The sequence below is a fragment of the Vibrio aphrogenes genome (assembly GCF_002157735.2).
GTDB lineage: Bacteria > Pseudomonadota > Gammaproteobacteria > Enterobacterales > Vibrionaceae > Vibrio > Vibrio aphrogenes.
Map to the genome: position 1 here is coordinate 1,972,261 of NZ_AP018689.1, position 22,992 is coordinate 1,995,252.

The window sequence follows — 22,992 nt, forward strand, 5'->3', positions numbered from 1 at the left end:
AGCGCTCAAGCAACGAGAAGCAAAGCGCTCGAACTCCGTAATTTCACGCTCACAGTATTAGTAAAAGAAGACTATGGAAAAGACATATAACCCAACATCAATCGAACAAACGCTTTATCAGCGTTGGGAAGAGGCTGGTTACTTTAAGCCTCACGGTGACACATCAAAAGACGCTTACAGCATCATGATCCCACCGCCAAACGTCACTGGTAGCCTTCACATGGGCCATGCTTTCCAAGATAGCATCATGGATACTCTTATCCGTTGTGAGCGCATGAAAGGTAAAAACACCTTATGGCAAGTAGGCACTGACCACGCAGGTATTGCAACCCAAATGGTGGTTGAGCGTAAAATTGCCGCAGAAGAAGGCAAAACTAAACACGATTATGGTCGTGATGCGTTCATCGACAAAATCTGGGAATGGAAAGGTGAATCAGGTGGCACTATCACTAAGCAGCTACGTCGTCTAGGTGCCTCTGTTGATTGGGATCGTGAGCGCTTTACCATGGATGCCGGTCTTTCTAATGCAGTTCAAGAAGTCTTTGTTCGCTTATATCAAGATGATTTAATTTACCGCGGTAAACGTTTGGTGAACTGGGATCCAAAACTGCACACGGCGATTTCTGATCTTGAAGTCGAAAATAAAGATAAAAAAGGCCACATGTGGCACTTCCGTTACCCATTGGCAGATGGTGTAAAAACTGCGGAAGGTAAAGATTACATTGTCGTCGCAACCACTCGTCCAGAAACAGTACTTGGTGATACTGGCGTAGCGGTGAACCCAGAAGATCCTCGTTATAAAAATCTGATTGGTAAAGACATCATTTTACCTATCGTAGATCGTCGTATTCCTATCGTTGCCGATGAGCATGCTGATATGGAAAAAGGCACAGGTTGTGTGAAGATCACTCCTGCGCACGATTTCAATGACTACGAAGTGGGCAAACGCCACCAGCTACCAATGATTAACGTCTTGACCTTTGATGCCAACATCCGTGATGCGGCCGAAGTCTTTAACAGCAACGGTGAGCCAAGCGACGTCTATAGCACCGACATTCCAGCAGCCTACCAAGGTTTAGAGCGTTTTGCGGCCCGTAAAGCCGTGGTCGCCGAAATGGAAAGCTTAGGTCTACTTGATGAAATTAAAGATCATGATCTAACCGTTCCTTATGGCGACCGTGGTGGTGTAGTTATTGAACCTATGCTAACCGACCAATGGTACGTACGCGCTGCAACCTTGGCAGAGCCTGCCGTCAAAGCGGTTGAAGACGGTGATATTCAGTTTGTACCAAAACAATATGAAAACATGTACTTCTCTTGGATGCGTGATATTCAAGATTGGTGTATTTCTCGTCAACTTTGGTGGGGTCACCGTATTCCAGCATGGTATGACAACGATGGTAACGTCTATGTTGGTCGTACCGAAGAAGAAGTACGTGAACAAAATAACCTCGCACCCGTGGTGGTTCTACGCCAAGATGATGACGTTCTGGATACTTGGTTCTCATCCGCACTTTGGACCTTTGGTACATTAGGTTGGCCGGAAGAAACTCCTGAACTTAAAACCTTCCACCCATCAGACGTATTGGTTACAGGTTTTGACATCATCTTCTTCTGGGTTGCTCGTATGATCATGATGACCATGCACTTCTGTAAAGATGAAAATGGCAAACCGCAAGTCCCATTCAAAACGGTTTATGTCACCGGTCTTATCCGTGATGAAAACGGCGATAAAATGTCGAAATCAAAGGGTAACGTACTTGACCCAATCGATATGATCGACGGTATTGATTTAGAATCATTAGTCGCCAAACGCTGTGGCAACATGATGCAGCCACAACTAGCGAAAAAAATCGAAAAAGACACCCGTAAAACGTTTGAAAATGGTATCGAACCATACGGTACTGACGCATTGCGTTTCACTCTAGCCGCAATGGCTTCAACCGGTCGTGACATCAACTGGGATATGAAACGTCTTGAAGGTTACCGTAACTTCTGTAACAAACTATGGAACGCCAGCCGTTACGTATTGATGAATACAGAAGATCAAGATTGTGGCTTTGCCGAAGGTGCTGAACTTGAATACTCTCTTGCAGACAAATGGATTGAGTCTCAATTTGAATTGGCTGCCAAAGAATTTAATGCTCACATTGAAAACTTCCGTTTAGATATGGCAGCGAATACACTGTATGAATTTATCTGGAACCAATTCTGTGACTGGTATTTAGAATTAACTAAACCAGTATTATGGAAAGGCACAGAAGCAAAACAACGTGCGACTCGTCGTACCTTAATTACGGTACTAGAGAAAACGTTACGTCTTGCTCACCCGGTGATCCCATACATCACAGAATCTATCTGGCAAAGCGTTAAACCACTCGTCGAAGGCGTAGAAGGTGAAACTATCATGACTCAGGCACTGCCTCAGTTTGATGAAAATAACTTCGATCAAAAAGCGCTGGATGACATCGAATGGGTAAAACAATTCATTACTTGTATCCGTAACTTACGTGCAGAATATGATATTGCACCAAGTGTACCGCTATCTGTCATGTTAAAAGCCGATTCAGTGGATGCTAAACGTCTTGCTGATAACCTTGCAGTATTAAGTGCGCTAGGTAAATTAGAAGAGGTAAAAGTATTAGCTGAAGGTGAAGCAACGCCAGCTTGCGCGACTGCACTTGTAGGTAAATCGACACTGATGATCCCAATGGCAGGTTTGATTGATAAAGATGCAGAATTGGCGCGTTTAGATAAAGAAGTGGCCAAAACTCACGGCGAAATCAAACGTATCGAAGGTAAGCTCAACAACCAAGGTTTCGTTGCAAAAGCACCTGAAGCGGTTGTTGCGGCTGAGCGTGCGAAACTAGAAGGTTACCAAGAAACCTTAGTGAAACTAGAAGAGCAAAAAGCGACGATTGCAGCGTTGTAAATCGAGGCCGTCTAGTCAATAACTTCAAATCAAAGGCTAACCCAAACGGTTAGCCTTTTTTATTCTATCCTTTATTCCTCTGACATCACTAATCGAAGCTCGATATCAAGTATTTCTATTTTTTTAGATCTCTCTGTCGGGTTAGCAGTAAAAACTAAACCATGATTCGAATTCTTATCCTTAATCCAGCTTTGAACTAATTTCGATCAAGCTTCACCTTGTATAACTTGAGTATATTGACCACGATTTGAATCAAACACTGCAATTTTATCTTTCCAACCAACACAAACGTTTAAGTTTTCACAAAAAAAATCATAATTTACAGTATCTTTTTCCCAATGCTGATGAACGCCATAGATAGCAACCTTACTGAAAGTAGGAGAAAGAGACGACGTACCAAAGATAATATTAAGCTCCGCTTTCTTCAGCACACCTTCAATACCGGTAAGATCAAATTTGGCTAAAGACTCATAATCATAGGGAACAGACGCGTGTGTACGAGCATAGCCACCAACAAACGCCGCTCCATTTTTCATCCCCCCCCCCACTCTTAATTCCAATCAAATCAGCCTTACGGTTGATTTTAACGGCAGGAATAAATACCTCCTTTTTGTAAGCTTTACTCTTACCTAATTGTCTGAGCATTTTATTTTTCCCCATCCCGTTGCCATAAAATAATACTGACCGGATAATATATGGCCCATCTGATTTCCTTAACTTCTCGCCAGGAACAGAAAATGAGATAGTGTTATCACCTTCAGATAGCTCTCGAGTAAAATTTAAAGTATCTATGGTTTCAAAATTAGCAGATAGAATTGTTAGGGATGTTGTATAAGCCCCAGCTTGCTTCACATATACAGGAAAACTAAATTCCAAAGATTTGATATAGAATTGATCCTCAGACCAAACCTCTGACGTGCTTAAATCTGGAGTTATCTCTATATCATCACGGCAAAAGTTAATATCTCTCAAAGAAAAAGATTCGTTAATGGCTACGCGAGGGTTAACCACAGAATTAAACTCTCGTGTTCCTGACTTTGAAGTGTCTGTTATCTCTATTAATAAAGGCGAAAATGAAAGTATATCGCTATTTGAAAAAGTATTTATAAGCTTTTGCTTTGAAAATGCCAATTCAATTTCATGCTCTCCCTCTGGCAACGTAAACACTTTAATTGCTCTAACTCCAAAGAAACGCTTTTGTATTTTATTTAATGAACTATAAAAACTGTATTCTCCAGCCTTTTTAATCGTTACATTTGCTTTTAAAATAAGCTCATTTACACATCCTCCTTCTGAAAAGGACAACTGAGTGTTATTCACTTTAGCCATTTGCTCAGTCGCCACAATATTCTTTCCAGCATAAGTTTTGTATTGATATCCCAAGTGGTGAGCAATTACCTTACTCTCAATAATATGCTCTCCTACTTGCTGGTAAGGAATATTGTCTGGTGCTGTATAAACACCATCTCCAGCTACGGCATCCAAACCTAACCCATCATCATAGCCAGTTAAGGTTTCACGAGTGCCATCAGGATAAGTCACCACAATGGGAACAGTCGCATCTAACACGGGTTCTCCATTTGCAGTCACTAATACCGCTGGTACCATTAAATCTCCAACTACAGCCAAATGACTCAATATGGCTACTTTGGCATTGAGTACAGACTTTCTAAATACTTGAAGTGCAATGGCAGAATCATAATTTATTTCATCGTATTGAATGATAAATTTCCAAATACCTGTTTTGCTACCAACATCCATTAATGGTAATTTATAGCTCGCACCTGGTAGTCCCGGTTCAATTTCCTCTCCATGAGTAATGGAAACCAACTTACTATGACTATCGATCACCATATTTCCATCAGAATCAATCAATTCAAAATGCGCATTAGTGATGGGGATCACCAGAGTTGAAAAGAATGATTGCCCACGATTTACCTCGAATTCCACAATAGTCTGGTGATCGCCAGATTTAAAAGGCTCATCAATTATTTCAAACAATTCTTTACCTGAAAATAAAGGGACAGTATCTCTCGCTAAAAGATGAGAACTAAAACAAAAGGCGATACTCAACACAAAAACTTTTAAAATATTGCCATAGTATTTCATGATTGTTCTCCCAAGCTCATAGCCATAATTTGATCAATAAACAACCTCATAGTGTCAGGATTTTTTACCGTACTGTGATTGGCTATTTCTATTTAAGAACTAACCAATGCAAGTCAAATGGACAGGTATATTAATAAAATCAAAAAATCTATAAGTCTTAAAAAAGATTACATTTCATAGTACTTAGGATTCAAAAGGTAACGAAGGGAATCATAGAATCAATAGGTTTTATCTATCAAACAAATAATCAAATCCGCCCTTTACGAAATGATAATTATTCGCAATAATGTAGTTAAACCAAGCAAGATTGCTTTCAGGGGGAATTATGAAAAAGACACTAACATTTGCAGTATTACACTTTAGCGTAGCCTTTACTTTAGCTTATGTATTAACTGGCGATATTATTCTAGGTAGCTTGATTGCCATGACAGAGCCAATGGTCAACACCGTGGCCTTCTACTTCCATGAAAAAGTATGGCAAGGTAAAAAATTAAATCGCATTGCCTTAATGTCACCAAGCCGTAAAACCGCAAGCTTTGCTGTCTTACACTTTAGTGTCGCATTTACTGTCGCTTACTTATTAACTGGAGATTTATTTGTCGGTGGTTTAATGGCAACACTGGAACCAAGCGTTAACACCGTAGTGTTCTACTTCCACGAACGTTTCTGGCAACGTAACGAACAAGCGAAAGTTACCTTACATTGCCACCACCATGATTTGCACCAACACAGTCATGAAATAGCCGAAATGCCACAAGTTGAAAAAGAAATCTATTCATAAGTAACCACTTTCATATCCCCCTCACAAAGCCCATCTTATTCGATGGGCTTTGTGCTATTCCAAGGTGACAAGACCAACGACATTAGCTATAACAGTGCTCATCTTTTTTACAGCACACGACTCCAAAATGTCTTTTTATATTCGCCCCATAAAACACAGTGATAATCCCGCCCTTGCTCAAGTTATTCGTCACGTCTCGGCTGAATTTGGTTTGACCGCAGATAAAGGCTATAGCGTTGCCGATCCAACCTTAGATTCTCTGTTTGAGGTTTATAATCGGCCGCAGTCTCACTATTGGGTTTTAACTGATGCTAGCGACGCTGTCGTAGGTGGCGCTGGGATCGCTCCTTTAATGGGAAGACCCGAGGTGTGTGAATTGCAAAAGATGTACTTTCTCAGCAAACCCCGTGGGCAAGGATATGCCAAAAAATTGCTTACCTTGTGTTTACAAACGGCAAAAGAGATAGGGTATAAGCAATGTTATTTAGAATCAACCGCTGAACTTAAAGCCGCATTAGGACTATACGAACATATGGGGTTTACTCATCTCGAGCAGCATTGGGGAAATACCGGCCATAGTGATTGTGAAATTGTGATGGTGAAAGAGCTCTAATCACCACCCAAGTTTAGTTGGCATGTAATCATTCAGTCTTTGCCTTTCTTTAAGCCTTCACTTTATAAAGGATAATGGCTCACCTGCTGCGTTTCATCTAACGCAACATCAAATTTGAAGTGGTAGCCATCTAAATGTACATAAAGCTCCGTGCTTCCGGATAAAGCTTGGTGACTTTGCTGATCAATCACCGCATATTTAGGCGCATCGACTTGAAAAATAGCAGTTACGTGATCGCTTCTTATGTCCAGTGGTATGGTGTGAGTCATCCCTTCATATTGAATCTTCGTAGACACCAGGCCAGGCTTTAATGTGTGATAGTACACATCTACTTTCAATTCACAGCCACCACCATGATGCCAAATTTGCTCAGTGACCACATGTTGTAAACGGACGTTCTTCACCAAACGCAAAAAAGGACGTTGATAAATCCCTACGGCATGCTCAGGTAAATGTGTTGCTCGCTCTCCAAGATAACAGACAGTATTAGGCTCATCGAGCAAGAGATCTTCATCCGGTTCTAAGAATAAAATCTCTATTCTATTTCGACCTAAAGCTAAATACGATTTAATGTCTTTTTGGTAGCGATCTTGTGATCCATCACAATCAAATACAGCAACGCCACTGACACGCACTTCTGCGTACCCTTCCACACCATCGAGCACCAAATCAATACCAGAGAGATCAAGCATCGCCTGATCCACTTCGATATCATGCATCAAGTGCCATTCTTGTTGTTTGATTTGCTCTTCTGTTAAATCGCTGGGTAACACAGAGCTTAATTTCGCAGGGAAAGTAATATCCGTTTGCGGAATGGATAAATCGGTTAAAGGAGATAACTGCCAGAAGCCGTCAAGTTGCAGGTGCATAATCGTCCATGAATCTCAATAAAATAGATATAAAAATACCAGCAACAAAGGCTGGTACTTTTACGAAATAACAATAATTACTCGGCGTCGTAATCGTCATTAGCTTCATCATAAATGGCATCTTCACCTTCATAGAAAGTGCCCCAACCATCATAAATAATGTCATGTTTTTCAGCTAGATTAACCAGCTTTTCAACTTGCTCATCAATTAAGTTAGCATCGAGTGCTGATTGCATAATAGCATCACAGCATAACACTTTAGCACCATCTTCATCTTCTGTTTCTTCGGCTTCTAACACTTCAAAGCCCATTTGGAATGCTTCCATAACGGCTTTTTCTAAGGTTTCAAAGTCTTCTGCAAATAGATGATGTTCAATGTCATACAGTGCATCTGGATCACTGCCATCTTCAATCAATGCCGCGATAATTTCACGTGTTTCTTCTTTTTGAAATTCAATCAGTTCTTCTACCGACATGTAGTCGTCTTGCATAGATTGATCGTTGTTAGACATAACTGGGCTCCAGTATTGAGGCTCGAATAAAAAATATAGGCGATATTTTGCCATGAAAGCCACAACTAATCACGCTTTACCATAGGGTGAATAATGATTTCCTAGCCAGTAATAAATCAAGATATTCATTTTGTTGAAACTCCCCCTTATCGCCATAAATAAAAATTCACATATTAAGCATTTTTATGTAAAGTAAATTATCAGAATCAATCAACAAGGACGTGTTTATGGCTTTCAATCTACGCAATCGCCATTTTTTGAAATTATTGGATTTCACCCCTCAGGAAATTGAATTCCTATTGGATTTATCACGCGATCTTAAACGTGCCAAATATGCAGGTTGCGAAAAAAAGACCCTGCTGGGTAAAAACATTGCGTTAATCTTTGAAAAATCCTCAACACGAACTCGCTGTGCCTTTGAAGTGGCCGCTTTTGATCAAGGTGCGCAAGTCTCATACCTTGGGCCTTCTGGCTCGCAGATCGGACATAAAGAGTCAATGAAAGATACCGCTCGGGTTTTGGGAAGAATGTACGATGGGATTGAATACCGAGGGTATGGCCAAGCGATTGTTGAAGAGCTCGCTGAACATGCGGGAGTTCCGGTTTGGAATGGATTGACTGATGAATTTCATCCCACACAAATCTTGGCCGATTTTCTGACCATGCAAGAATACAGCCCACATAAATCCATCAAACAAGTCTCTTTTGCCTACCTTGGTGATGCTCGCAATAATATGGGAAATTCCCTGATGGTGGGAGCGGTAAAAATGGGAATGGATATTCGTCTTGTTGCACCCAAAGCTTTTTGGCCAGACGAGCATTTAGTGGCCACTTGCCAGCAGATAGCTCAAACAACCGGTGCGACCATTACCTTAACGGAACATGTCGCAGAAGGAGTACAAGGGTGTGACTTCTTATATACCGATGTGTGGGTTTCAATGGGAGAAGCACCACAAGCTTGGGATGAACGTGTTGCCTTAATGACGCCTTACCAAATTAATATGGATACCCTACAAGCGACGGGTAACCCCAATGTGAAGTTTATGCATTGTCTGCCGGCTTTCCATAATGACGAAACTACCGTCGGTAAAGAAGTGGCTGAGAAGTATGGTATGAAAGGGCTAGAGGTCACGGAAGAAGTCTTTGAGTCCGATTATTCGATTGTCTTTGATCAAGCGGAAAATCGTATGCACACTATCAAAGCTGTCATGGTGGCGACATTAGGGCAATAAAAAAACCTTAAAGCAATCGCTTGCGCTAAAACTATTTGTGAGTATAATTTGCGCAATTCAAATAGGAGTCAGTATGCGAAAGCAACATTACAATCACCAATTGACCTACGAGCCATGTTGCTTGTTAGATGTTGTTTTTAGTTCTACTCCTTCATGATCAAGCCTCCTTTATTGGAGGCTTTTTTGTATCTGTTACTTGTGTAAATGTAAGGACAAATCATGGCAAACTCGCTCTATCAAAAGCATATTATTTCTATCCCTGAACTGTCTCGTCAGGAGCTTGAACTTATCATTCAAACCGCGGCGAAAATTAAAGAACAGCCGCAGCCTGAATTGATTAAAGGTAAAGTGGTTGCCAGTTGTTTTTTCGAACCCTCGACCCGTACCCGTCTTTCTTTTGAAACGGCAATTCAGCGCATTGGCGGTAGTGTAATTGGCTTTGATAACCCAGGTAATACTTCACATGCCAACAAAGGAGAAACCTTAGCGGACTCTATCCGTATCATCTCTTCTTATGTAGATGCCTTTGTTATGCGCCACCCACAAGAAGGCGCGGCTCGCTTAGCATCTGAGTTTTCAAATGGCACGCCGATTATTAATGCGGGCGATGGTTCAAACCAACACCCCACTCAGACCCTACTCGACCTTTACAGCATTTATGAAACCCAGGGCACATTAGATAATCTCCATATTGCCTTTGTTGGAGACTTAAAATACGGACGTACGGTTCACTCGCTCACTCAAGCCTTAGCGAAATTTAATAATGTCCGCTTTTACTTTGTCGCACCTGAAGCCTTAGCCATGCCTGATTATCTCTGTGAAGAATTAGATGATGCGGGGATTCAGTACAGCTTACACACTGACATGGACGAAGTTATCCCTGAACTAGATATCTTATACATGACTCGTGTGCAAAAAGAGCGTTTTGATGAATCGGAATACGCTCATATCAAATCGGCTTACATCTTAACCGCAGCAGCATTACAACCGGCTAAAAACAACTTAAAAGTACTGCACCCACTACCACGTGTCGATGAAATTACAGTGGATGTCGATAAAACGCCGTACGCCTATTACTTTGAGCAAGCCGAAAACGGTGTCTATGCCCGCACCGCCTTACTTGCTCTTGTTTTAAACCAATCACTATAATCACGAGGCCTATTATGTCTAAACAAAACCAATTACAAGTTGAAGCAATTAAAAACGGCACCGTGATTGATCACATTCCAGCGAAGATCGGCATCAAGGTGCTAAGATTATTCGAAATGGATAATTCAAGCGAGAAAGTTACCATAGGCTTAAACCTGCCTTCTTCGGCTCTAGGAAGTAAAGATTTACTTAAAATCGAAAATACCTTTATCACAGAAGAACAAGCACAAAAGCTTTCTTTATATGCCCCCCATGCCACAGTGAATCAAATTGAAGACTATCAAGTTGTTAAAAAACTGGCGTTAACACTACCTAAAGTCGTCACAGATGTGTTTAACTGTGCCAACAGCAACTGCATCAGTCATAATGAGCCTGTTGCGAGCAGCTTTACCGTAATCGAAAAAGCAAATGACATTCGATTAAAGTGTAAATACTGTGAAAAAAGTTTTTCTCGTGAGATTATGACCGAGAAATAATTCTGCTTGGTGGGCTCTCCACCAAGATAGCATTTACATCAATCATGGAATACACGATGACAAAAGTACTACATACAGACTCGGCTCCAGCCGCTATTGGCCCTTATGTACAAGGTGTTGATCTAGGTAATATGGTGATGACTTCAGGTCAAATCCCAGTAAACCCAGTAACCGGTGAAGTCCCAGCAGAGATCACCGCTCAGGCACGTCAATCTCTTGATAATGTGAAAGCAGTGGTTGAATCGTCTGGTTTAACCGTTTCAGATATCGTAAAAATGACGGTCTTTGTTAAAGATTTAAATGACTTTGTGGCGGTCAATGAAGTGTATGGCGCGTTTTTTGATGAGCATAACGTCGAAAACTACCCTGCTCGTTCTTGTGTTGAAGTCGCACGTTTACCAAAAGATGTCGGTATCGAAATCGAAGCTATTGCAGTACGCAAATAACGCTTGATACTGTCATAACGATTAAGGCTGCTTCTTGAAGTGGCCTTTTTATTGCGTATCGTTTTTTACTTATCGTTTTTTAGTTACCGTTTTATTGCCTATCTTTGCGGTAGTTTATTGTGGCTGTATTAATTCCCCCATCATCAATTCATAAGCTCCTTTGGCGGCCCAATAACCTTAAATTAATTGTGTGTTTATCATTTTGTGATAGATATCGCGATTAATTCCTTAGCTACCTTGTGCTTTTTTCTTTTCTTCTAAAGAGACAAATAGGAAAGTCACCGTAACTAATGTTAGAATAGTGTCAACTAATGCTAGAAGGATCTTGCAGTATGAGGCACCTATTGACAACGCCTTTCCATTTGACTTGGGTGCTAACTTTAATAGTTGCACTGCTGCCGCTTACCGTTTTCGCTCATTCCAAACCTCAATCGATACTCACATTAGAAACGCCATCGGGTAAGCAAATCCATTTAACTCGTGCAGATTTACAAGCCTTACCTCAAACACAATTTACCACGTCAACACCTTGGACCTCACAAGTGCACACTTATCAAGGTCCAAAGTTAAGCTTACTCATTGAGCAATTTGAGCAACCAATAACGTCAATTCAAGTGTTTGCTTACAATGGTTATGCCGTTGATATCAATAAATCCGAATGGCAGCAATACCCTTTTATTTTAGCCATGAAACAAGATGGTCAAGAGCTGACGTTACGAAATAAAGGACCTCTTTGGATATTACTGCCGTTTGATCAAAATCCGACATTTTCTTCAAAACAGAGCCTACTTAATCAAAGTATTTGGCAAATAGAGAAAATTAAGGCTTTATAAATGCGTTTAACTTTATCGAAACCCGTCATTACGAACATCACTTTTCTATTATTGTTTACTCTTTTCACCAGTGGCTTCTTGTGGAGTTTTTACTTACAAAAAGAAAGTCATCAAACCATTGATAAGTTTTATCGCTCGACTAATTGGTATGCCAATCGTACCTTATACCTCTCTGAAAAGTTTTTGTATCAAGCTCACTTGTATGAACTCAAGGGTATTGAGTTTTCTGAATTATCCAAAACCTATGATTTACTCTGGAATCGCTTACAGATCTTTTTAGAGTCTCGCTCCACAGAGTTCTTACGTAATCAGCATCCAGAAGTGACTCAAGATGTCCAAACTCTGTTTAATACCATTCAGTCTCTAGAACACTTTTTCGACCAACAGCAAGACCGCCCTAATCAAGAATTTACAGATAAGGTAAATCAAGTAAAAGAAAATTTAATCACTTTAAATTATTCATTAAGTAAAGTCTTAAGTGGCACCATCAGTCAAGGCATTAGAACCCATAGTGATTTAATTCAGTATTGGCAATTGACCGGTTTTATTATCACTATGATATTGACCTTGATTCTATTTCGCCTTTCAAGACGTTCAGCCAAACTGGCACAAATAGATCCGTTAACTCAACTAGGCAATCGACGTGCGCTAACTGAACACTTAAGAAACTTGCTCAATAAAAATAAATCACTGACGTTATGCGCTATTGATATTAAACGGTTTAAACAATTTAATGACCAGATTGGTTATCAAGTGGGCGACCAAGTATTAATCAAATTTGCTCAACGTCTCAACCAATTTAAAAATAGCCAAGCGTTTCGCTTCGGAGGTGATGAATTTGTATTGGTGATACCTAACTTAGAAAAACAACCGTCTTTAATTAATTGGGTATTAGAGCTACAGCAACAGCTGCAGTTTACTTATCAATTTGAAGATCACCAATTACCCATCGCGATTCGTCTAGGGGTAACTTTTACTGATAAAAACCAACAAACCTATTTAGAAGCTAAGCAATTATTAGATCAAGCAATCCATGCATTAAACTAAACTAAACAAAGTCTTAATAAAGATTATGCCTTTTATTTTGATGCTTTAGAGCGTATTCAACATAACAAGAGAAAAATAGAATCATTAAATTACTGGCTAGCACAACCTAAAGCGGCATGCCCTTTAGAGCTCCAAACGACTACCTTATATCCACCTAACAGCAACACGATTGAGGTCGTCGAAATTCATTTTGTTTGGAAACAAGATAACACTTTATGCGGCATCGACTGGTTAACCGAGCAGCATTTAGATTTAAAAATCATTCCCAAACTGCTCTCTATTGCCACGCAACAACAATCTCGCCCCATCATGGTGAGATTACAAAATAGCTATCAATTGAAGTTATTATTAAAGGCGGCTCCTCAATCCTTGATCAAACAAGAGATCGTCTTTGGCCTACCTATGTTGATCGATGTTGAAGAATCCTTGATCAAGCTTATTAAAGTCTTAAATGTTAAAATTGGCCTAGAAAAAGTGATCGCCGATCACCTTATCGAACCGCAAGTTGTTGATAATGTAAAATATTGGATTCCAACGAATCTTCCCAATACCGAAGCAAAACAAAATGCCTTGTTTGAGCTTGCTACTGCCTTTAATAAAATAACGTTATTACCCATGACAAATAATCCCACGGCATAAAACCCAAAAAGAAAAGGAGCACTAGGCTCCTTTTCGATGGTTCACTTTTAAGTTCGATTTAATGGCCTGCTGATGCCGCAGCACCTGATGACGCTGACTTAATAAATGGTCCTCTGGCAAACCAAACGATCACAATCAAGGCTAAGAACAACCAACCTAATAGGTAAAAATAATCTATCGTTGAGTTCATATAAGATTGGACCTTGATGATCCCATCAACCGTTTCAAAGTTAGCGAGAGTTTCACCTCCCATACGTTGAAAATAATCCACCGATGCTGGGTTATATTGGCTGACATGCTCCGTTAATGTTGCATGATGGAAATCAGCGCGACGCGTCCAAATCCACGTAGTTAACGATGAGGCAAAGCTGCCGCCGAGTACACGAAGAAACGTGGTTAAACCGGAAGCATCCGCAATTTCTTGACCGTTTAGGTTAGACAAGAAAATGGTGGTTAATGGCATAAACATAAAGGCAATACCAATCCCCATAAACATCTGCACTTGAGCTACCGTGGCAAAATCAACAAAGGTATTAAACTCTGCGCGCATAAAGCACGATAAACCAATCACTAAAAACGAAATGCTGGCTAACAAACGCATATCCGATTTATGCGCATACTTACCGACAAATGGTGTCAGTAGTAACGGTAAGACGCCCATTGGTGCAGAAGCCAACCCAGCCCAAATCGAGGTATAGCCCATATAAATTTGTAACCATTGCGGCAAAATCAAGTTAATGGCAAAAAATGCTGAATAACTAAGAACCAATGCAATGGTGCCCACCGCGTAATTACGATCTTTAAACAAATATAAATTAACGATGGGGTGCTCTTCGGTTAATTCCCATATCACAAAGGAAATTAAGCAAACCACTGCGATGCATGTCATTACAATGATATGTGTCGCTTCAAACCAATCCGCATCATTACCTAAATCTAAAACCACTTGCAGTAGCCCAACCCCGACCACCAACAATGCAATACCAATAAAATCAACCGGTAACTTAGCGGTAATATCGACGCGATTTTTGAGTTGCTGCCAAACGGTTAAACAACAAAAAATACCGATAGGAATATTAATAAAAAATATCCAAGGCCAAGAATAATTATCAGTGATCCAACCACCGGTAATAGGACCAACAATCGGGGCGACAACGGTAACCATTGAAATTAAAGCCAGAGCCGTACCGCGTTTAACTGAAGGAAAAATCCCCAACAACAAGGTCTGACACATAGGAAACATTGGGCCTGCGAAAAAGCCTTGTAGCGCACGGAACGCGATCAACTCTGGCATACTTGTGGCAATGCCACACAAAAAAGAAGACAGTGTGAATAAGGCAACCGACAAGATAAACAAGCGCAATTGCCCAATACGACGCGCAAACCAGCCCGTCAGCGGCAAAGCAATGGCATTACACACCGCAAAGGAGGTGATCACCCAAGTACTTTGCTCTGAGCTCACACCTAAGTTACCGGCTATTGTCGGCAAGGCCACATTAGCAATAGTACTGTCCAGTACTTGCATAAAGGTTGCAAGTGCCAGAGCAATAACAGCTAAAGGCAGACTGGGAGGCGTAAAGGTTTGATCTTTCATGAACGCCTCATTACTGCGCCGCAGTGGTTACGCCAACATTTTCATGCACAATCTTCGCAACCAATTTATCGACTTCTTCAAGAGAATGGTGATAGACATCCGTATCGTAGCGAGGTTTTTCTTTCGGTAATTGAGCCAATACCTTACCGTCAGTATCTTTAATATCCACTTTGGCTAACATAGATAGGCCAATACGTAATGGGTATTTATCTTGATTTTGTGCTTCTAAACGGATTTTAACCGGTAGACGTTGGACTATTTTGATCCAGTTACCACTCGCATTTTGCGCTGGTAATAATGAAAATGCGCTTCCAGTACCAATCCCTAAGCTTTCAATCTCACCTTTATACTCCACTTCATCACCATAAAGATCCGAAGTTAAGGTCACAGGTTGCCCTATACGCATATCTTTCATTTGGCTTTCTTTGAAGTTGGCATCTACCCAAACTTCATTTAAAGGTACGATTGCCATCAATTGACTGCCTGGCTGAACTTGTCCACCCAGTTGCACAGCACGTTTTGCTACATAACCACTCACTGGAGCGACAATCTTAGTGCGAATATTATCTAAATAACTTTTGCGCAATTCGGCAACGGCAGATTTAACCCCCGGATGGGTTTTTAATACCGTATTATCCACCAGCGCTACCGTCATTTCTAAAGATTGTTCTGCTGCTTCTAACTGACTCTTCGCCGACTCAACACTGTCTTGATAGTGAACCAGATCTTCTTTCGAAATAGCGCCACGTTCGACTAAATGCTTACGGCGATTATAGTCGTTCAAAGCTTGGCGATAAGCCACTTTGCTAGATTCAACTTTCGCTTTAAAATTATCGGCCGCCGCATACATACTGCGAACTTCACGAACTTTACTTGCTAATTTTGCCTCTGCATTTTGTAGCGCAATTTGTGTATCGTTAGAATCTAATTCGACTAATACTTGACCTTTTTCGACATAATCTCCTTCATCCGGAACAACTTTGGTCACGGTACCTGAAATTTGTGGTGATAAGGTGATTAAGTTGCCACTGACATACGCATCGTCAGTTTCTTCGACAAACTTGGCATACAACTCATAATAAGCAAACCAGCCGCCCCCTATGAGTAAAATTGCAATAAAAAGAATAAGAAAAGAGCGTTTACGCTTGCTTGTCGGTTTTACCGTAGCATCAATATTTTGTTCTTTAGTTTCCATGATTCAACCATTTGATCATCAATATAATTATTCATTAGCCTGAGACAGAAGACGTTGTAATAAGGTGCTTAACTGTTGGACTTCTTGCGGTGATAAATTACCAACCAACAATGGGCTGACTTCTTGCTTTATCACTTCAATACATTGATACAACAGAGCTTCTCCTTCTTGAGTGAGGCACAATATGACCCCTCTTTTATCTTCAGGGTTGGGATGTTTTTCTATTAACGATTTTTTGACTAATCGCTCGACCATACGAGTCATTGAGCCACAATCAATCGCTAATAACTTGCTAATTTCTGCTGGTGATTTCATTTCATCAAACTTCATGGTCGATAAAACTTTAAATTGCGCAGGTGTCATATCGAGTGGCATTAAGTATTGATTTAACAGCCGTTCTTTATGTTGATTGACTAAACCAATCAATTTACCTAGCGGGATCCCCGCTTCGTGTTTATAAGAAATATTGGTCATGAGAGAGCCTTAAATGCATCTACCCTTTTCACTAATAAAGTACATTTACTTGCCTAGGCAAATATTAGGGTGAATATTAATTGCCTAAGCAACAAAGTGTCAACAAGTATTTCAAAATGTAACTAAGGCAATGTTTTACCATTGTCATTTAACAGTGCTAACATATTGATCTTTAAACCATCAAAGGACTCGAGAACGATGCGATTTTTTAAAATCAATAATGGTCTGATCCAAGAAATGAAATATCATTCAAATGATGAGATCACGGCATTGATCGAACAATCCGACTGGATCGATGCGCACAACCCGACGAATGAAGACCGACACTTATTATCACAAGCCTTAGGCCTCAAGCTTCCTGCTTCTAATGATGTCGAAGAAATTGAAGCGTCTTCTCGCTACTTTATGGATCATGAAGGCTTACACGTCCATTCCTTATTTCTTTCTCCCACCGAAGGCCGCCATACCACGGTCAATATCGCCTCGATCTTACAAAAAGATCGTTTAATTACATTAAGAGAAGGAAGTATTGCCGATTTCCGTTTATTAAGACTTCGTGCACGTAAAGGGCAAGTGCATTCTGATGATGTGCAATCGCTCTTTATCACTATTTTAGAGCAGAAAGTCGAAAACCACGCTGACACCATTGAAGATATTCACCATCAATTAGAAAAGATCAGCTATACCGTTCTGGAAGATGAAGAAGCCGACTGGGAAGAGTGCATTAGTCGTCTCGCTAGGTTGGAAGACAGTAATGGTAAGATTCGTTTATGCTTGATGGATACCCAACGAGTGATCTCATTTTTATTGCGTCACCTACAATCAACCCCAGATCAACTCGAAACACTAAGAGAAATCGTGCGGGATATTGAAACCTTAATGTCTCATACCACCTTCTTATTTGAGAAAATCAACTTTCTCATGGATTCCGCTCAAGGCTTTATTAATATTGAACAAAACCAAATAATTAAGACCTTCTCGATTGCGGCAGTGGTCTTTTTGCCTCCCACTTTAATCGCAAGTATCTATGGGATGAACTTCCAATTAATTCCTGAATTAGAATGGACCTTCGGCTACCCCTTAGCTTTGGCCTTAATGGTCGCATCAGGGTTTGCCCCTTATTTCTACTTTAAACGTAAAGGCTGGCTATAAGGCGGTTACTGCTATTTTCTCGACCTAGGCTATTTTCTCTACCCAGACTCTTTTCTCTACCTAAAGTTTTTTCTCTACCGAAATATAGAAAAAGAGAAACGAGCAAAATAAAAAAGCCAATGAACCTTCCGATTCATTGGCTTTCTCTTTATCTTTATTTCGCTTTAATTTTATGCGTTTCGTTGCGCGACTTCCGCATCTAATTGTTCAAGCTTGGCTTTCATTTGATTGCGACATTCTTTTAGTAATTCGCGCACATTGTCCTTATCGCACCCTTCAACACTGATAGGAGGGAGCATTTCTACAATCACATGACCGTTATTCCAACGGTTGATTTTTAAGTGATCGGTTGAGCTACAAACAATCGGAATAATTGGAACTTGCGCCGCAATCGCCGCATGGAAAGCCCCGGTCTTAAATGGCAATAGTCCACGGCCACGCGAGCGCGTTCCTTCAGGAAACATCCAAACTGACACTTTGCTTTTTTTGATTTGCTCAGCAACTTGGCTAATCGTATCCATTGCTTTACTGCGATTGGCTCTATCAATCAAAATATTACCTGTTAGCCAATATAATTGACCAAACAAAGGCAACCAAACGAGGCTTTTCTTACCTACTGTTACCACATTTGGAGTCACCGCAGCTGAAATCGTAAATAAATCCCAGTTATTTTGATGATTCCCCAAGTAAATATGCTGATCACGCTGATAAGCATTCTCTGGGATTCTTAATTCAAGTTTAATACCAAAGACTTTTGACATACGCGCAAACATGCGGCCAAAAGTAAACACGTGACGAGGGTTACGTGGGCTAAATAAACAATAACCACAACCAAAAATAAACATGAAGATAGCAAATATCGCGACAGCAATAATGCGTAGTAAAGCAATCATTCAGTCTCTCCAGTAGGTAATACTTAACCCCATTTTAAGCTAAGCATCGCCCCTATGTCGTAAACAACAAAAAGCCGAAACCTGATGGCTTCAGCTTTCATTTAAGAAAAAAGAACCGGACAAATCCGCACTTTTCAAACCTATTTAACACGCTCGATGTTAGCACCTAGCGCATTCAATTTATTTTCAATACGGTCATAACCACGGTCAATGTGATAAATACGATCCACAATGGTTTCACCTTTGGCAATACAACCGGCAATCACTAAGCTGGCTGACGCACGGAGATCCGTTGCCATCACTTGAGCACCCGTTAAGCCATTAGTATCACCACAAATCACAGTATTACCTTCGATTTCCGCTTTCGCGCCCATACGCAATAATTCAGGCACATGCATAAAGCGATTTTCAAAGATCGTTTCCGTGATCACGCCGCTGCCTTTAGCCATCATATTCAATAAGGTAAATTGGGCTTGCATGTCAGTTGGAAAACCTGGATGCGGCGCGGTGCGAATATTGACAGCCTTCAGCTCACGGTCTGTCATATCCAAGCTGATCCAATCTTCACCACTGTCCACTTTCGCACCGGCTTCTTCAAGTTTAGCCAGTACCGCTTCCAGTAAAGAGGCTTTAGTGTTACGACACACAATGTTGCCACCAGAAACGGCTGCTGCGACTAAGAAAGTACCGGTTTCAATTCGATCAGCAACAACGGTATGTTTACCACCATTTAGACGTTCGACGCCTTCAATGGTAATGGTGCTTGAACCTGCACCGGTAATTTTCGCACCTAAAGCATTTAAGAATGCCGCAGTATCTTCAATTTCAGGTTCACGCGCCGCATTTTCAAGCACGGTAGTCCCTTCGGCTAAGGTCGCCGCAGACATAATGGTAATGGTCGCACCAACCGACACTTTATCCATAATAATGTGTGCGCCTTTCAAGCGACCATCCACTTCGGCTTTCACGTAGCCTTCATCTAAAGTAATCGTCGCGCCTAATTGCTCAAGACCATGAATATGTAGATCCACTGGACGAGCCCCAATCGCGCAACCACCTGGCAGTGAAACTTGACCATGACCAAAGCGAGCGACTAGAGGGCCAAGTGCCCAAATAGAAGCACGCATGGTTTTGACTAAATCATACGGCGCACAATACTCATGGATAGGACCACAGTTAACATGCAATGCTTCACCTTCACGGTGAACTTCTGCGCCGAGACGCTTTAATAATTCTATGGAAGTATCAATATCACGTAGAGCGGGTACATTCGCTACTTCAACTGGGCCTTCTGATAAAATTGCAGCAAATAAAATCGGTAGTGCGGCATTCTTCGCACCTGAAATGGTAACTTCACCTTGTAATGGCCCGGAGCCATGTACTTTAAACTTTTCCATTGGAAACCTTGCTTTTTCTACACTAAGCCGTGGAGACTATAGTGACATCAGTTTTTTATCACGAGCCCACTCTTCTGGAGTGTACGCTTTAATTGAGACCGCATGAATATCATTTCTTTGGATATAATCCATCAGCGGAGCGTAAATTAATTGTTGTTTTTTAACTCGACTCATACCATCAAAAGACGGGTCCACAGCGATCACTTCATAGTGGCTGCCTTCACCTTTGACATGAATTTCTTGTAATGACAAAGCATCATCTAATATTTGTTTTACTTGGATAATGTCCACGTAACCCTCTAATTTTTTAGTTTTCAGTGACCTGAATATGCTCAGATAGCAACCCATCGACATTACTTAATTCAAATAACGTCATAAGTTGATTAGGCACAAAGTTCAGCATTATATGACAATTTTGATTTTTTGCATGTTGTATTAAGTGGATCAACATCACCATCCCGGCAGAATCCACTCGTGCTAATTGCTTTAAGCATACTTCATATTGAGAAACTTGGGGCTGCCAAGCCTGTAATTGCTGCCACAGGCTTGGGACGTTGTCTCGCGTCAACTGACCGACCATCTGAGCACTTGCCGCTCCAGTTTCTTGCCAAGTGGGTGAAGCCATTATTTTTTACCTTCAAACACAATGTCTTTTTTCGCTAAATCACGCAACTCTTTGGTCACTGCGGGAATGCCATCTTGACGAATTTTACTATTCCATTCTGATTGTTTACTCGATAATAAACTGATCCCTTCAGCGACCATATCGTAAGCTTTCCATTCACCGGTTTTGTTATTCTTCAATAAGGTAAATTCTAATTTGATGTTTGGGCGACTGCCGTCCACCACTTCAATTGGAATAGACACGATACGAGTCGTCTCTGCGATTGGTTTTTGTGGTGAAAACTGAATCGACTGATCGGTGTATTGAGTTAACACTTGCGCATAAGACGTGATTAGGTAGGCGCGAAATTCTTCGATAAATTCCGCCACTTGTTTTTTATCCGCACCACGTAAGTTTGGCCCCAGTAACTTGAGAGCAGTGTATTGATAATTCACATAAGGCATCAACTCTTGGTCGACCACGGTTTTTAGATAATTGGGCTGTGATTGAATTTTAGGTTGCTCAGCTTTTAGACGCTGAAAAGTCTGATCGGCAACTTCATGGATCAAGGTGTATGGATTACTGCTATCCACTTCTTTTGCATTGATGCCCAATGATACCGTCAGTAATGTCAGTGCGACAAAAAACTTCTTAATCCCAAACATGGCTATCTCCTTATTGATTATTACTCTGACACGCTTGAGGCATCATTATTATTGGATTCTTTATTGCTATATAAGAACTGACCAATCAAATCTTCAAGCACTAAGGCTGATTTGGTGTCTTCAATATAATCGCCATCGTCTAAAGTGGTACTCACCCCTTCCATTACAAAACCTGGAACTAAACTCACGTATTGCTCGCCAATCAAACCCGAGGTTAAGATTTGCGCGCTAGAAGTATCTGGGTATTCACCAAACTGTCGGCCAATGGTCATCGTCACAACAGGTACATAACTGGTGGTATCTAAAGCAATCTGAGAGACCTGCCCGATCACAACGCCACCCACTTTTACTGGTGAACGTACTTTTAAGTTTCCAATGTTATCAAAACGAGCCTTCAAAATATAACTATCACTTGAGCCAATGCTGGTGACATTTGCCACCTTAAACATCATGACCAAAATGGCGATCACAGCAATGAGTACAAAGCTGCCAACCATTAATTCTAAACGACGATTAGTTTGCATGATTTATTTCCAATATAAATTCAAATTTTGGGTAAATTCTATAACGGTGACAATAAGGCTAGTCTCTTAATGGCCAAACATTAAAGCCGTTAATATAAAGTCTAGGCCAAGTACAGCCAATGAAGAATGAACAACGGTGCGAGTCGTGGCTCGACTGATCCCTTCTGAGGTTGGAATGCAATCGTAACCATTAAATAACGCAATCCAAATAATGGTTATGGCAAATACCACACTTTTGATCACACTGTTGCCGATGTCATAGCTAAGGCTGACGGAGGACTGCATCGCTGACCAATAACTACCAGCATCAATTCCCTTCCATTCCACACCAACCAGTTGGCCACCCCAGATCCCTACCGCCATAAAGATCATGGCTAATAATGGCATCGCGATGACCCCAGCCCAAAAACGGGGGGCGATCACTCGACGTAATGGATCAATGGCCATCATTTCTAAACTGGATAATTGTTCGGTGGCTTTCATTAAACCGATCTCTGCGGTCAAAGCAGAGCCAGCACGCCCAGCGAATAATAATGCCGTCACCACCGGACCTAGCTCTCGTAATAACGATAATGACACCATTTGCCCTAGACTGCCTTCTGCGCCGTAGTCCACCAGAATAATATAACCTTGCAAACTCAGCACCATACCAATAAACAATCCAGACACGATAATAATCGCCAGCGATTGCACCCCAACCGCATACAGTTGCTTGATTAATAATGGCGCATTCTTTTTAAATTGTGGCTTACCAAATAATGCGCCCCACAACATCAATGACGCTCGTCCCCAAGCTTCAGCAACACTTAAGGTTCTCGCACCAATATTAGAGACTTTAGCGACGACTGCAGTGATG

The 22,992-nt window shown here is 41.0% G+C and carries 25 protein-coding genes; 11 read left to right on the top strand and 14 right to left on the bottom strand.

All coding sequences use genetic code 11. The features are described 5' to 3' along the window. Positions 1-73 precede the first annotated feature (73 nt). Entirely contained in the window at positions 74-2,932 is a 2,859-nt protein-coding gene (locus tag VCA1004_RS09035) for a valine--tRNA ligase (RefSeq protein WP_086981458.1), read from the top strand. A gap of 206 nt (positions 2,933-3,138) precedes the next feature. On the opposite strand, the gene VCA1004_RS09040 is transcribed toward VCA1004_RS09035, so the two are convergent. Beyond that, positions 3,139-3,468 (bottom strand): hypothetical protein, encoded by a 330-nt coding sequence (locus tag VCA1004_RS09040; RefSeq protein WP_086981459.1) that lies wholly within the window; start codon positions 3,466-3,468, stop codon positions 3,139-3,141. Then, a complete protein-coding gene (locus tag VCA1004_RS09045) occupies positions 3,407-5,041 on the bottom strand; it encodes a choice-of-anchor X domain-containing protein (RefSeq protein WP_086981460.1) in 1,635 nt (544 codons plus the stop codon). The genes VCA1004_RS09040 and VCA1004_RS09045 overlap by 62 nt, the downstream gene beginning before the upstream one ends. A gap of 325 nt (positions 5,042-5,366) precedes the next feature. On the opposite strand from VCA1004_RS09045, the gene VCA1004_RS09050 reads away from it, so the two are divergent. Beyond that, positions 5,367-5,822, top strand: coding sequence for a DUF2061 domain-containing protein (locus tag VCA1004_RS09050; protein WP_086981461.1), 456 nt, complete (start codon positions 5,367-5,369; stop codon positions 5,820-5,822). Positions 5,823-5,949: 127 nt separating this feature from the next. Further along, positions 5,950-6,435: a GNAT family N-acetyltransferase gene (locus VCA1004_RS09055; RefSeq protein ID WP_086981462.1), complete on the top strand. Its 486-nt coding sequence runs from the start codon at positions 5,950-5,952 to the stop codon at positions 6,433-6,435. A 62-nt stretch (positions 6,436-6,497) separates the two neighbouring features. Here the strand turns inward: VCA1004_RS09055 and VCA1004_RS09060 are convergent, their stop codons facing one another. Beyond that, complete coding sequence (locus VCA1004_RS09060; RefSeq protein WP_086981463.1) at positions 6,498-7,304, bottom strand: glycosyl hydrolase 2 galactose-binding domain-containing protein; 807 nt, start codon at positions 7,302-7,304, stop codon at positions 6,498-6,500. Positions 7,305-7,381: 77 nt separating this feature from the next. After that, positions 7,382-7,816 carry a ribonuclease E inhibitor RraB gene (gene rraB / locus VCA1004_RS09065; protein WP_232012587.1) on the bottom strand — a complete coding sequence of 145 codons (435 nt, stop codon included), beginning with the start codon at positions 7,814-7,816 and terminating at the stop codon, positions 7,382-7,384. Positions 7,817-8,043: 227 nt separating this feature from the next. On the opposite strand from rraB, the gene argF reads away from it, so the two are divergent. From argF to VCA1004_RS09100, 7 genes are all read left to right on the top strand, one after another. Further along, complete coding sequence (argF, locus tag VCA1004_RS09070; RefSeq protein WP_086981464.1) at positions 8,044-9,048, top strand: ornithine carbamoyltransferase; 1,005 nt, start codon at positions 8,044-8,046, stop codon at positions 9,046-9,048. 219 nt (positions 9,049-9,267) lie between these two features. Further along, a complete protein-coding gene (gene pyrB, locus VCA1004_RS09075) occupies positions 9,268-10,197 on the top strand; it encodes an aspartate carbamoyltransferase (RefSeq protein ID WP_086981465.1) in 930 nt (309 codons plus the stop codon). 14 nt (positions 10,198-10,211) lie between these two features. After that, a complete protein-coding gene (pyrI, locus tag VCA1004_RS09080) occupies positions 10,212-10,673 on the top strand; it encodes an aspartate carbamoyltransferase regulatory subunit (RefSeq protein WP_086981466.1) in 462 nt (153 codons plus the stop codon). A gap of 56 nt (positions 10,674-10,729) precedes the next feature. Beyond that, positions 10,730-11,119 carry a RidA family protein gene (locus tag VCA1004_RS09085; protein WP_086981467.1) on the top strand — a complete coding sequence of 130 codons (390 nt, stop codon included), beginning with the start codon at positions 10,730-10,732 and terminating at the stop codon, positions 11,117-11,119. 332 nt (positions 11,120-11,451) lie between these two features. Beyond that, positions 11,452-11,952, top strand: coding sequence for a hypothetical protein (locus VCA1004_RS09090; protein WP_086981468.1), 501 nt, complete (start codon positions 11,452-11,454; stop codon positions 11,950-11,952). After that, the gene (locus tag VCA1004_RS09095; protein WP_086981469.1) at positions 11,953-12,999 is read left to right on the top strand and encodes a GGDEF domain-containing protein; all 1,047 of its coding nucleotides are present in this window, start codon (positions 11,953-11,955) and stop codon (positions 12,997-12,999) included. A gap of 336 nt (positions 13,000-13,335) precedes the next feature. Then, a complete protein-coding gene (locus VCA1004_RS09100; RefSeq protein ID WP_086981470.1) occupies positions 13,336-13,638 on the top strand; it encodes a hypothetical protein in 303 nt (100 codons plus the stop codon). Between the two features lie 58 nt (positions 13,639-13,696). On the opposite strand, the gene VCA1004_RS09105 is transcribed toward VCA1004_RS09100, so the two are convergent. From VCA1004_RS09105 to VCA1004_RS09115, 3 genes are read right to left on the bottom strand one after another with little or no spacing between them, the layout of a single operon-like run. Further along, complete coding sequence (locus VCA1004_RS09105) at positions 13,697-15,232, bottom strand: DHA2 family efflux MFS transporter permease subunit (protein ID WP_086981471.1); 1,536 nt, start codon at positions 15,230-15,232, stop codon at positions 13,697-13,699. A 10-nt stretch (positions 15,233-15,242) separates the two neighbouring features. After that, entirely contained in the window at positions 15,243-16,427 is a 1,185-nt protein-coding gene (locus tag VCA1004_RS09110; protein WP_086981472.1) for an efflux RND transporter periplasmic adaptor subunit, read from the bottom strand. 27 nt (positions 16,428-16,454) lie between these two features. Next, a complete protein-coding gene (locus VCA1004_RS09115; RefSeq protein WP_086981473.1) occupies positions 16,455-16,901 on the bottom strand; it encodes a MarR family transcriptional regulator in 447 nt (148 codons plus the stop codon). Between the two features lie 198 nt (positions 16,902-17,099). Between VCA1004_RS09115 and corA the strand changes: the two genes are divergently transcribed. Then, on the top strand, positions 17,100-18,053 hold the full coding sequence (gene corA, locus VCA1004_RS09120; protein WP_086981474.1) for a magnesium/cobalt transporter CorA: 954 nt from the start codon (positions 17,100-17,102) through the stop codon (positions 18,051-18,053). Between the two features lie 170 nt (positions 18,054-18,223). On the opposite strand, the gene VCA1004_RS09125 is transcribed toward corA, so the two are convergent. The 7 genes from VCA1004_RS09125 to mlaE form a co-directional block, all read right to left on the bottom strand. Beyond that, positions 18,224-18,946, bottom strand: a complete 723-nt coding sequence (locus VCA1004_RS09125) for a 1-acylglycerol-3-phosphate O-acyltransferase (protein ID WP_086981475.1) — start codon at positions 18,944-18,946, stop codon at positions 18,224-18,226. Positions 18,947-19,086: 140 nt separating this feature from the next. Next, positions 19,087-20,343, bottom strand: coding sequence for a UDP-N-acetylglucosamine 1-carboxyvinyltransferase (murA, locus tag VCA1004_RS09130; RefSeq protein ID WP_086981476.1), 1,257 nt, complete (start codon positions 20,341-20,343; stop codon positions 19,087-19,089). 36 nt (positions 20,344-20,379) lie between these two features. Next, positions 20,380-20,634, bottom strand: a complete 255-nt coding sequence (gene ibaG, locus VCA1004_RS09135; protein ID WP_086981477.1) for a BolA family iron metabolism protein IbaG — start codon at positions 20,632-20,634, stop codon at positions 20,380-20,382. 16 nt (positions 20,635-20,650) lie between these two features. After that, positions 20,651-20,968: an STAS domain-containing protein gene (locus VCA1004_RS09140; protein ID WP_086981478.1), complete on the bottom strand. Its 318-nt coding sequence runs from the start codon at positions 20,966-20,968 to the stop codon at positions 20,651-20,653. Next, positions 20,968-21,612, bottom strand: a complete 645-nt coding sequence (gene mlaC, locus VCA1004_RS09145) for a phospholipid-binding protein MlaC (protein WP_086981479.1) — start codon at positions 21,610-21,612, stop codon at positions 20,968-20,970. The genes VCA1004_RS09140 and mlaC overlap by 1 nt, the downstream gene beginning before the upstream one ends. A 20-nt stretch (positions 21,613-21,632) precedes the next feature. Next, the gene (mlaD, locus tag VCA1004_RS09150) at positions 21,633-22,136 is read right to left on the bottom strand and encodes an outer membrane lipid asymmetry maintenance protein MlaD (RefSeq protein ID WP_086981480.1); all 504 of its coding nucleotides are present in this window, start codon (positions 22,134-22,136) and stop codon (positions 21,633-21,635) included. A 66-nt stretch (positions 22,137-22,202) separates the two neighbouring features. Beyond that, the gene (mlaE, locus tag VCA1004_RS09155) at positions 22,203-22,991 is read right to left on the bottom strand and encodes a lipid asymmetry maintenance ABC transporter permease subunit MlaE (RefSeq protein ID WP_086984552.1); all 789 of its coding nucleotides are present in this window, start codon (positions 22,989-22,991) and stop codon (positions 22,203-22,205) included. Position 22,992 lies beyond the last annotated feature (1 nt).

Excerpts from the sequence above, each read along its gene's own strand:
- VCA1004_RS09035 (WP_086981458.1), top strand. The coding sequence starts at position 74 with ATGGAAAAGACATATAACCCAACATCAATCGAACAAACGCTTTATCAG.
- VCA1004_RS09040 (WP_086981459.1), bottom strand. The coding sequence starts at position 3,468 with ATGAAAAATGGAGCGGCGTTTGTTGGTGGCTATGCTCGTACACACGCG.
- VCA1004_RS09045 (WP_086981460.1), bottom strand. The coding sequence starts at position 5,041 with ATGAAATACTATGGCAATATTTTAAAAGTTTTTGTGTTGAGTATCGCC.
- VCA1004_RS09050 (WP_086981461.1), top strand. The coding sequence starts at position 5,367 with ATGAAAAAGACACTAACATTTGCAGTATTACACTTTAGCGTAGCCTTT.
- VCA1004_RS09055 (WP_086981462.1), top strand. The coding sequence starts at position 5,950 with ATGTCTTTTTATATTCGCCCCATAAAACACAGTGATAATCCCGCCCTT.
- VCA1004_RS09060 (WP_086981463.1), bottom strand. The coding sequence starts at position 7,304 with ATGCACCTGCAACTTGACGGCTTCTGGCAGTTATCTCCTTTAACCGAT.
- rraB (WP_232012587.1), bottom strand. The coding sequence starts at position 7,816 with ATGTCTAACAACGATCAATCTATGCAAGACGACTACATGTCGGTAGAA.
- argF (WP_086981464.1), top strand. The coding sequence starts at position 8,044 with ATGGCTTTCAATCTACGCAATCGCCATTTTTTGAAATTATTGGATTTC.
- pyrB (WP_086981465.1), top strand. The coding sequence starts at position 9,268 with ATGGCAAACTCGCTCTATCAAAAGCATATTATTTCTATCCCTGAACTG.
- pyrI (WP_086981466.1), top strand. The coding sequence starts at position 10,212 with ATGTCTAAACAAAACCAATTACAAGTTGAAGCAATTAAAAACGGCACC.
- VCA1004_RS09085 (WP_086981467.1), top strand. The coding sequence starts at position 10,730 with ATGACAAAAGTACTACATACAGACTCGGCTCCAGCCGCTATTGGCCCT.
- VCA1004_RS09090 (WP_086981468.1), top strand. The coding sequence starts at position 11,452 with ATGAGGCACCTATTGACAACGCCTTTCCATTTGACTTGGGTGCTAACT.
- VCA1004_RS09095 (WP_086981469.1), top strand. The coding sequence starts at position 11,953 with ATGCGTTTAACTTTATCGAAACCCGTCATTACGAACATCACTTTTCTA.
- VCA1004_RS09105 (WP_086981471.1), bottom strand. The coding sequence starts at position 15,232 with ATGAAAGATCAAACCTTTACGCCTCCCAGTCTGCCTTTAGCTGTTATT.
- VCA1004_RS09110 (WP_086981472.1), bottom strand. The coding sequence starts at position 16,427 with ATGGAAACTAAAGAACAAAATATTGATGCTACGGTAAAACCGACAAGC.
- VCA1004_RS09115 (WP_086981473.1), bottom strand. The coding sequence starts at position 16,901 with ATGACCAATATTTCTTATAAACACGAAGCGGGGATCCCGCTAGGTAAA.
- corA (WP_086981474.1), top strand. The coding sequence starts at position 17,100 with ATGCGATTTTTTAAAATCAATAATGGTCTGATCCAAGAAATGAAATAT.
- VCA1004_RS09125 (WP_086981475.1), bottom strand. The coding sequence starts at position 18,946 with ATGATTGCTTTACTACGCATTATTGCTGTCGCGATATTTGCTATCTTC.
- murA (WP_086981476.1), bottom strand. The coding sequence starts at position 20,343 with ATGGAAAAGTTTAAAGTACATGGCTCCGGGCCATTACAAGGTGAAGTT.
- VCA1004_RS09140 (WP_086981478.1), bottom strand. The coding sequence starts at position 20,968 with ATGGCTTCACCCACTTGGCAAGAAACTGGAGCGGCAAGTGCTCAGATG.
- mlaC (WP_086981479.1), bottom strand. The coding sequence starts at position 21,612 with ATGTTTGGGATTAAGAAGTTTTTTGTCGCACTGACATTACTGACGGTA.
- mlaD (WP_086981480.1), bottom strand. The coding sequence starts at position 22,136 with ATGCAAACTAATCGTCGTTTAGAATTAATGGTTGGCAGCTTTGTACTC.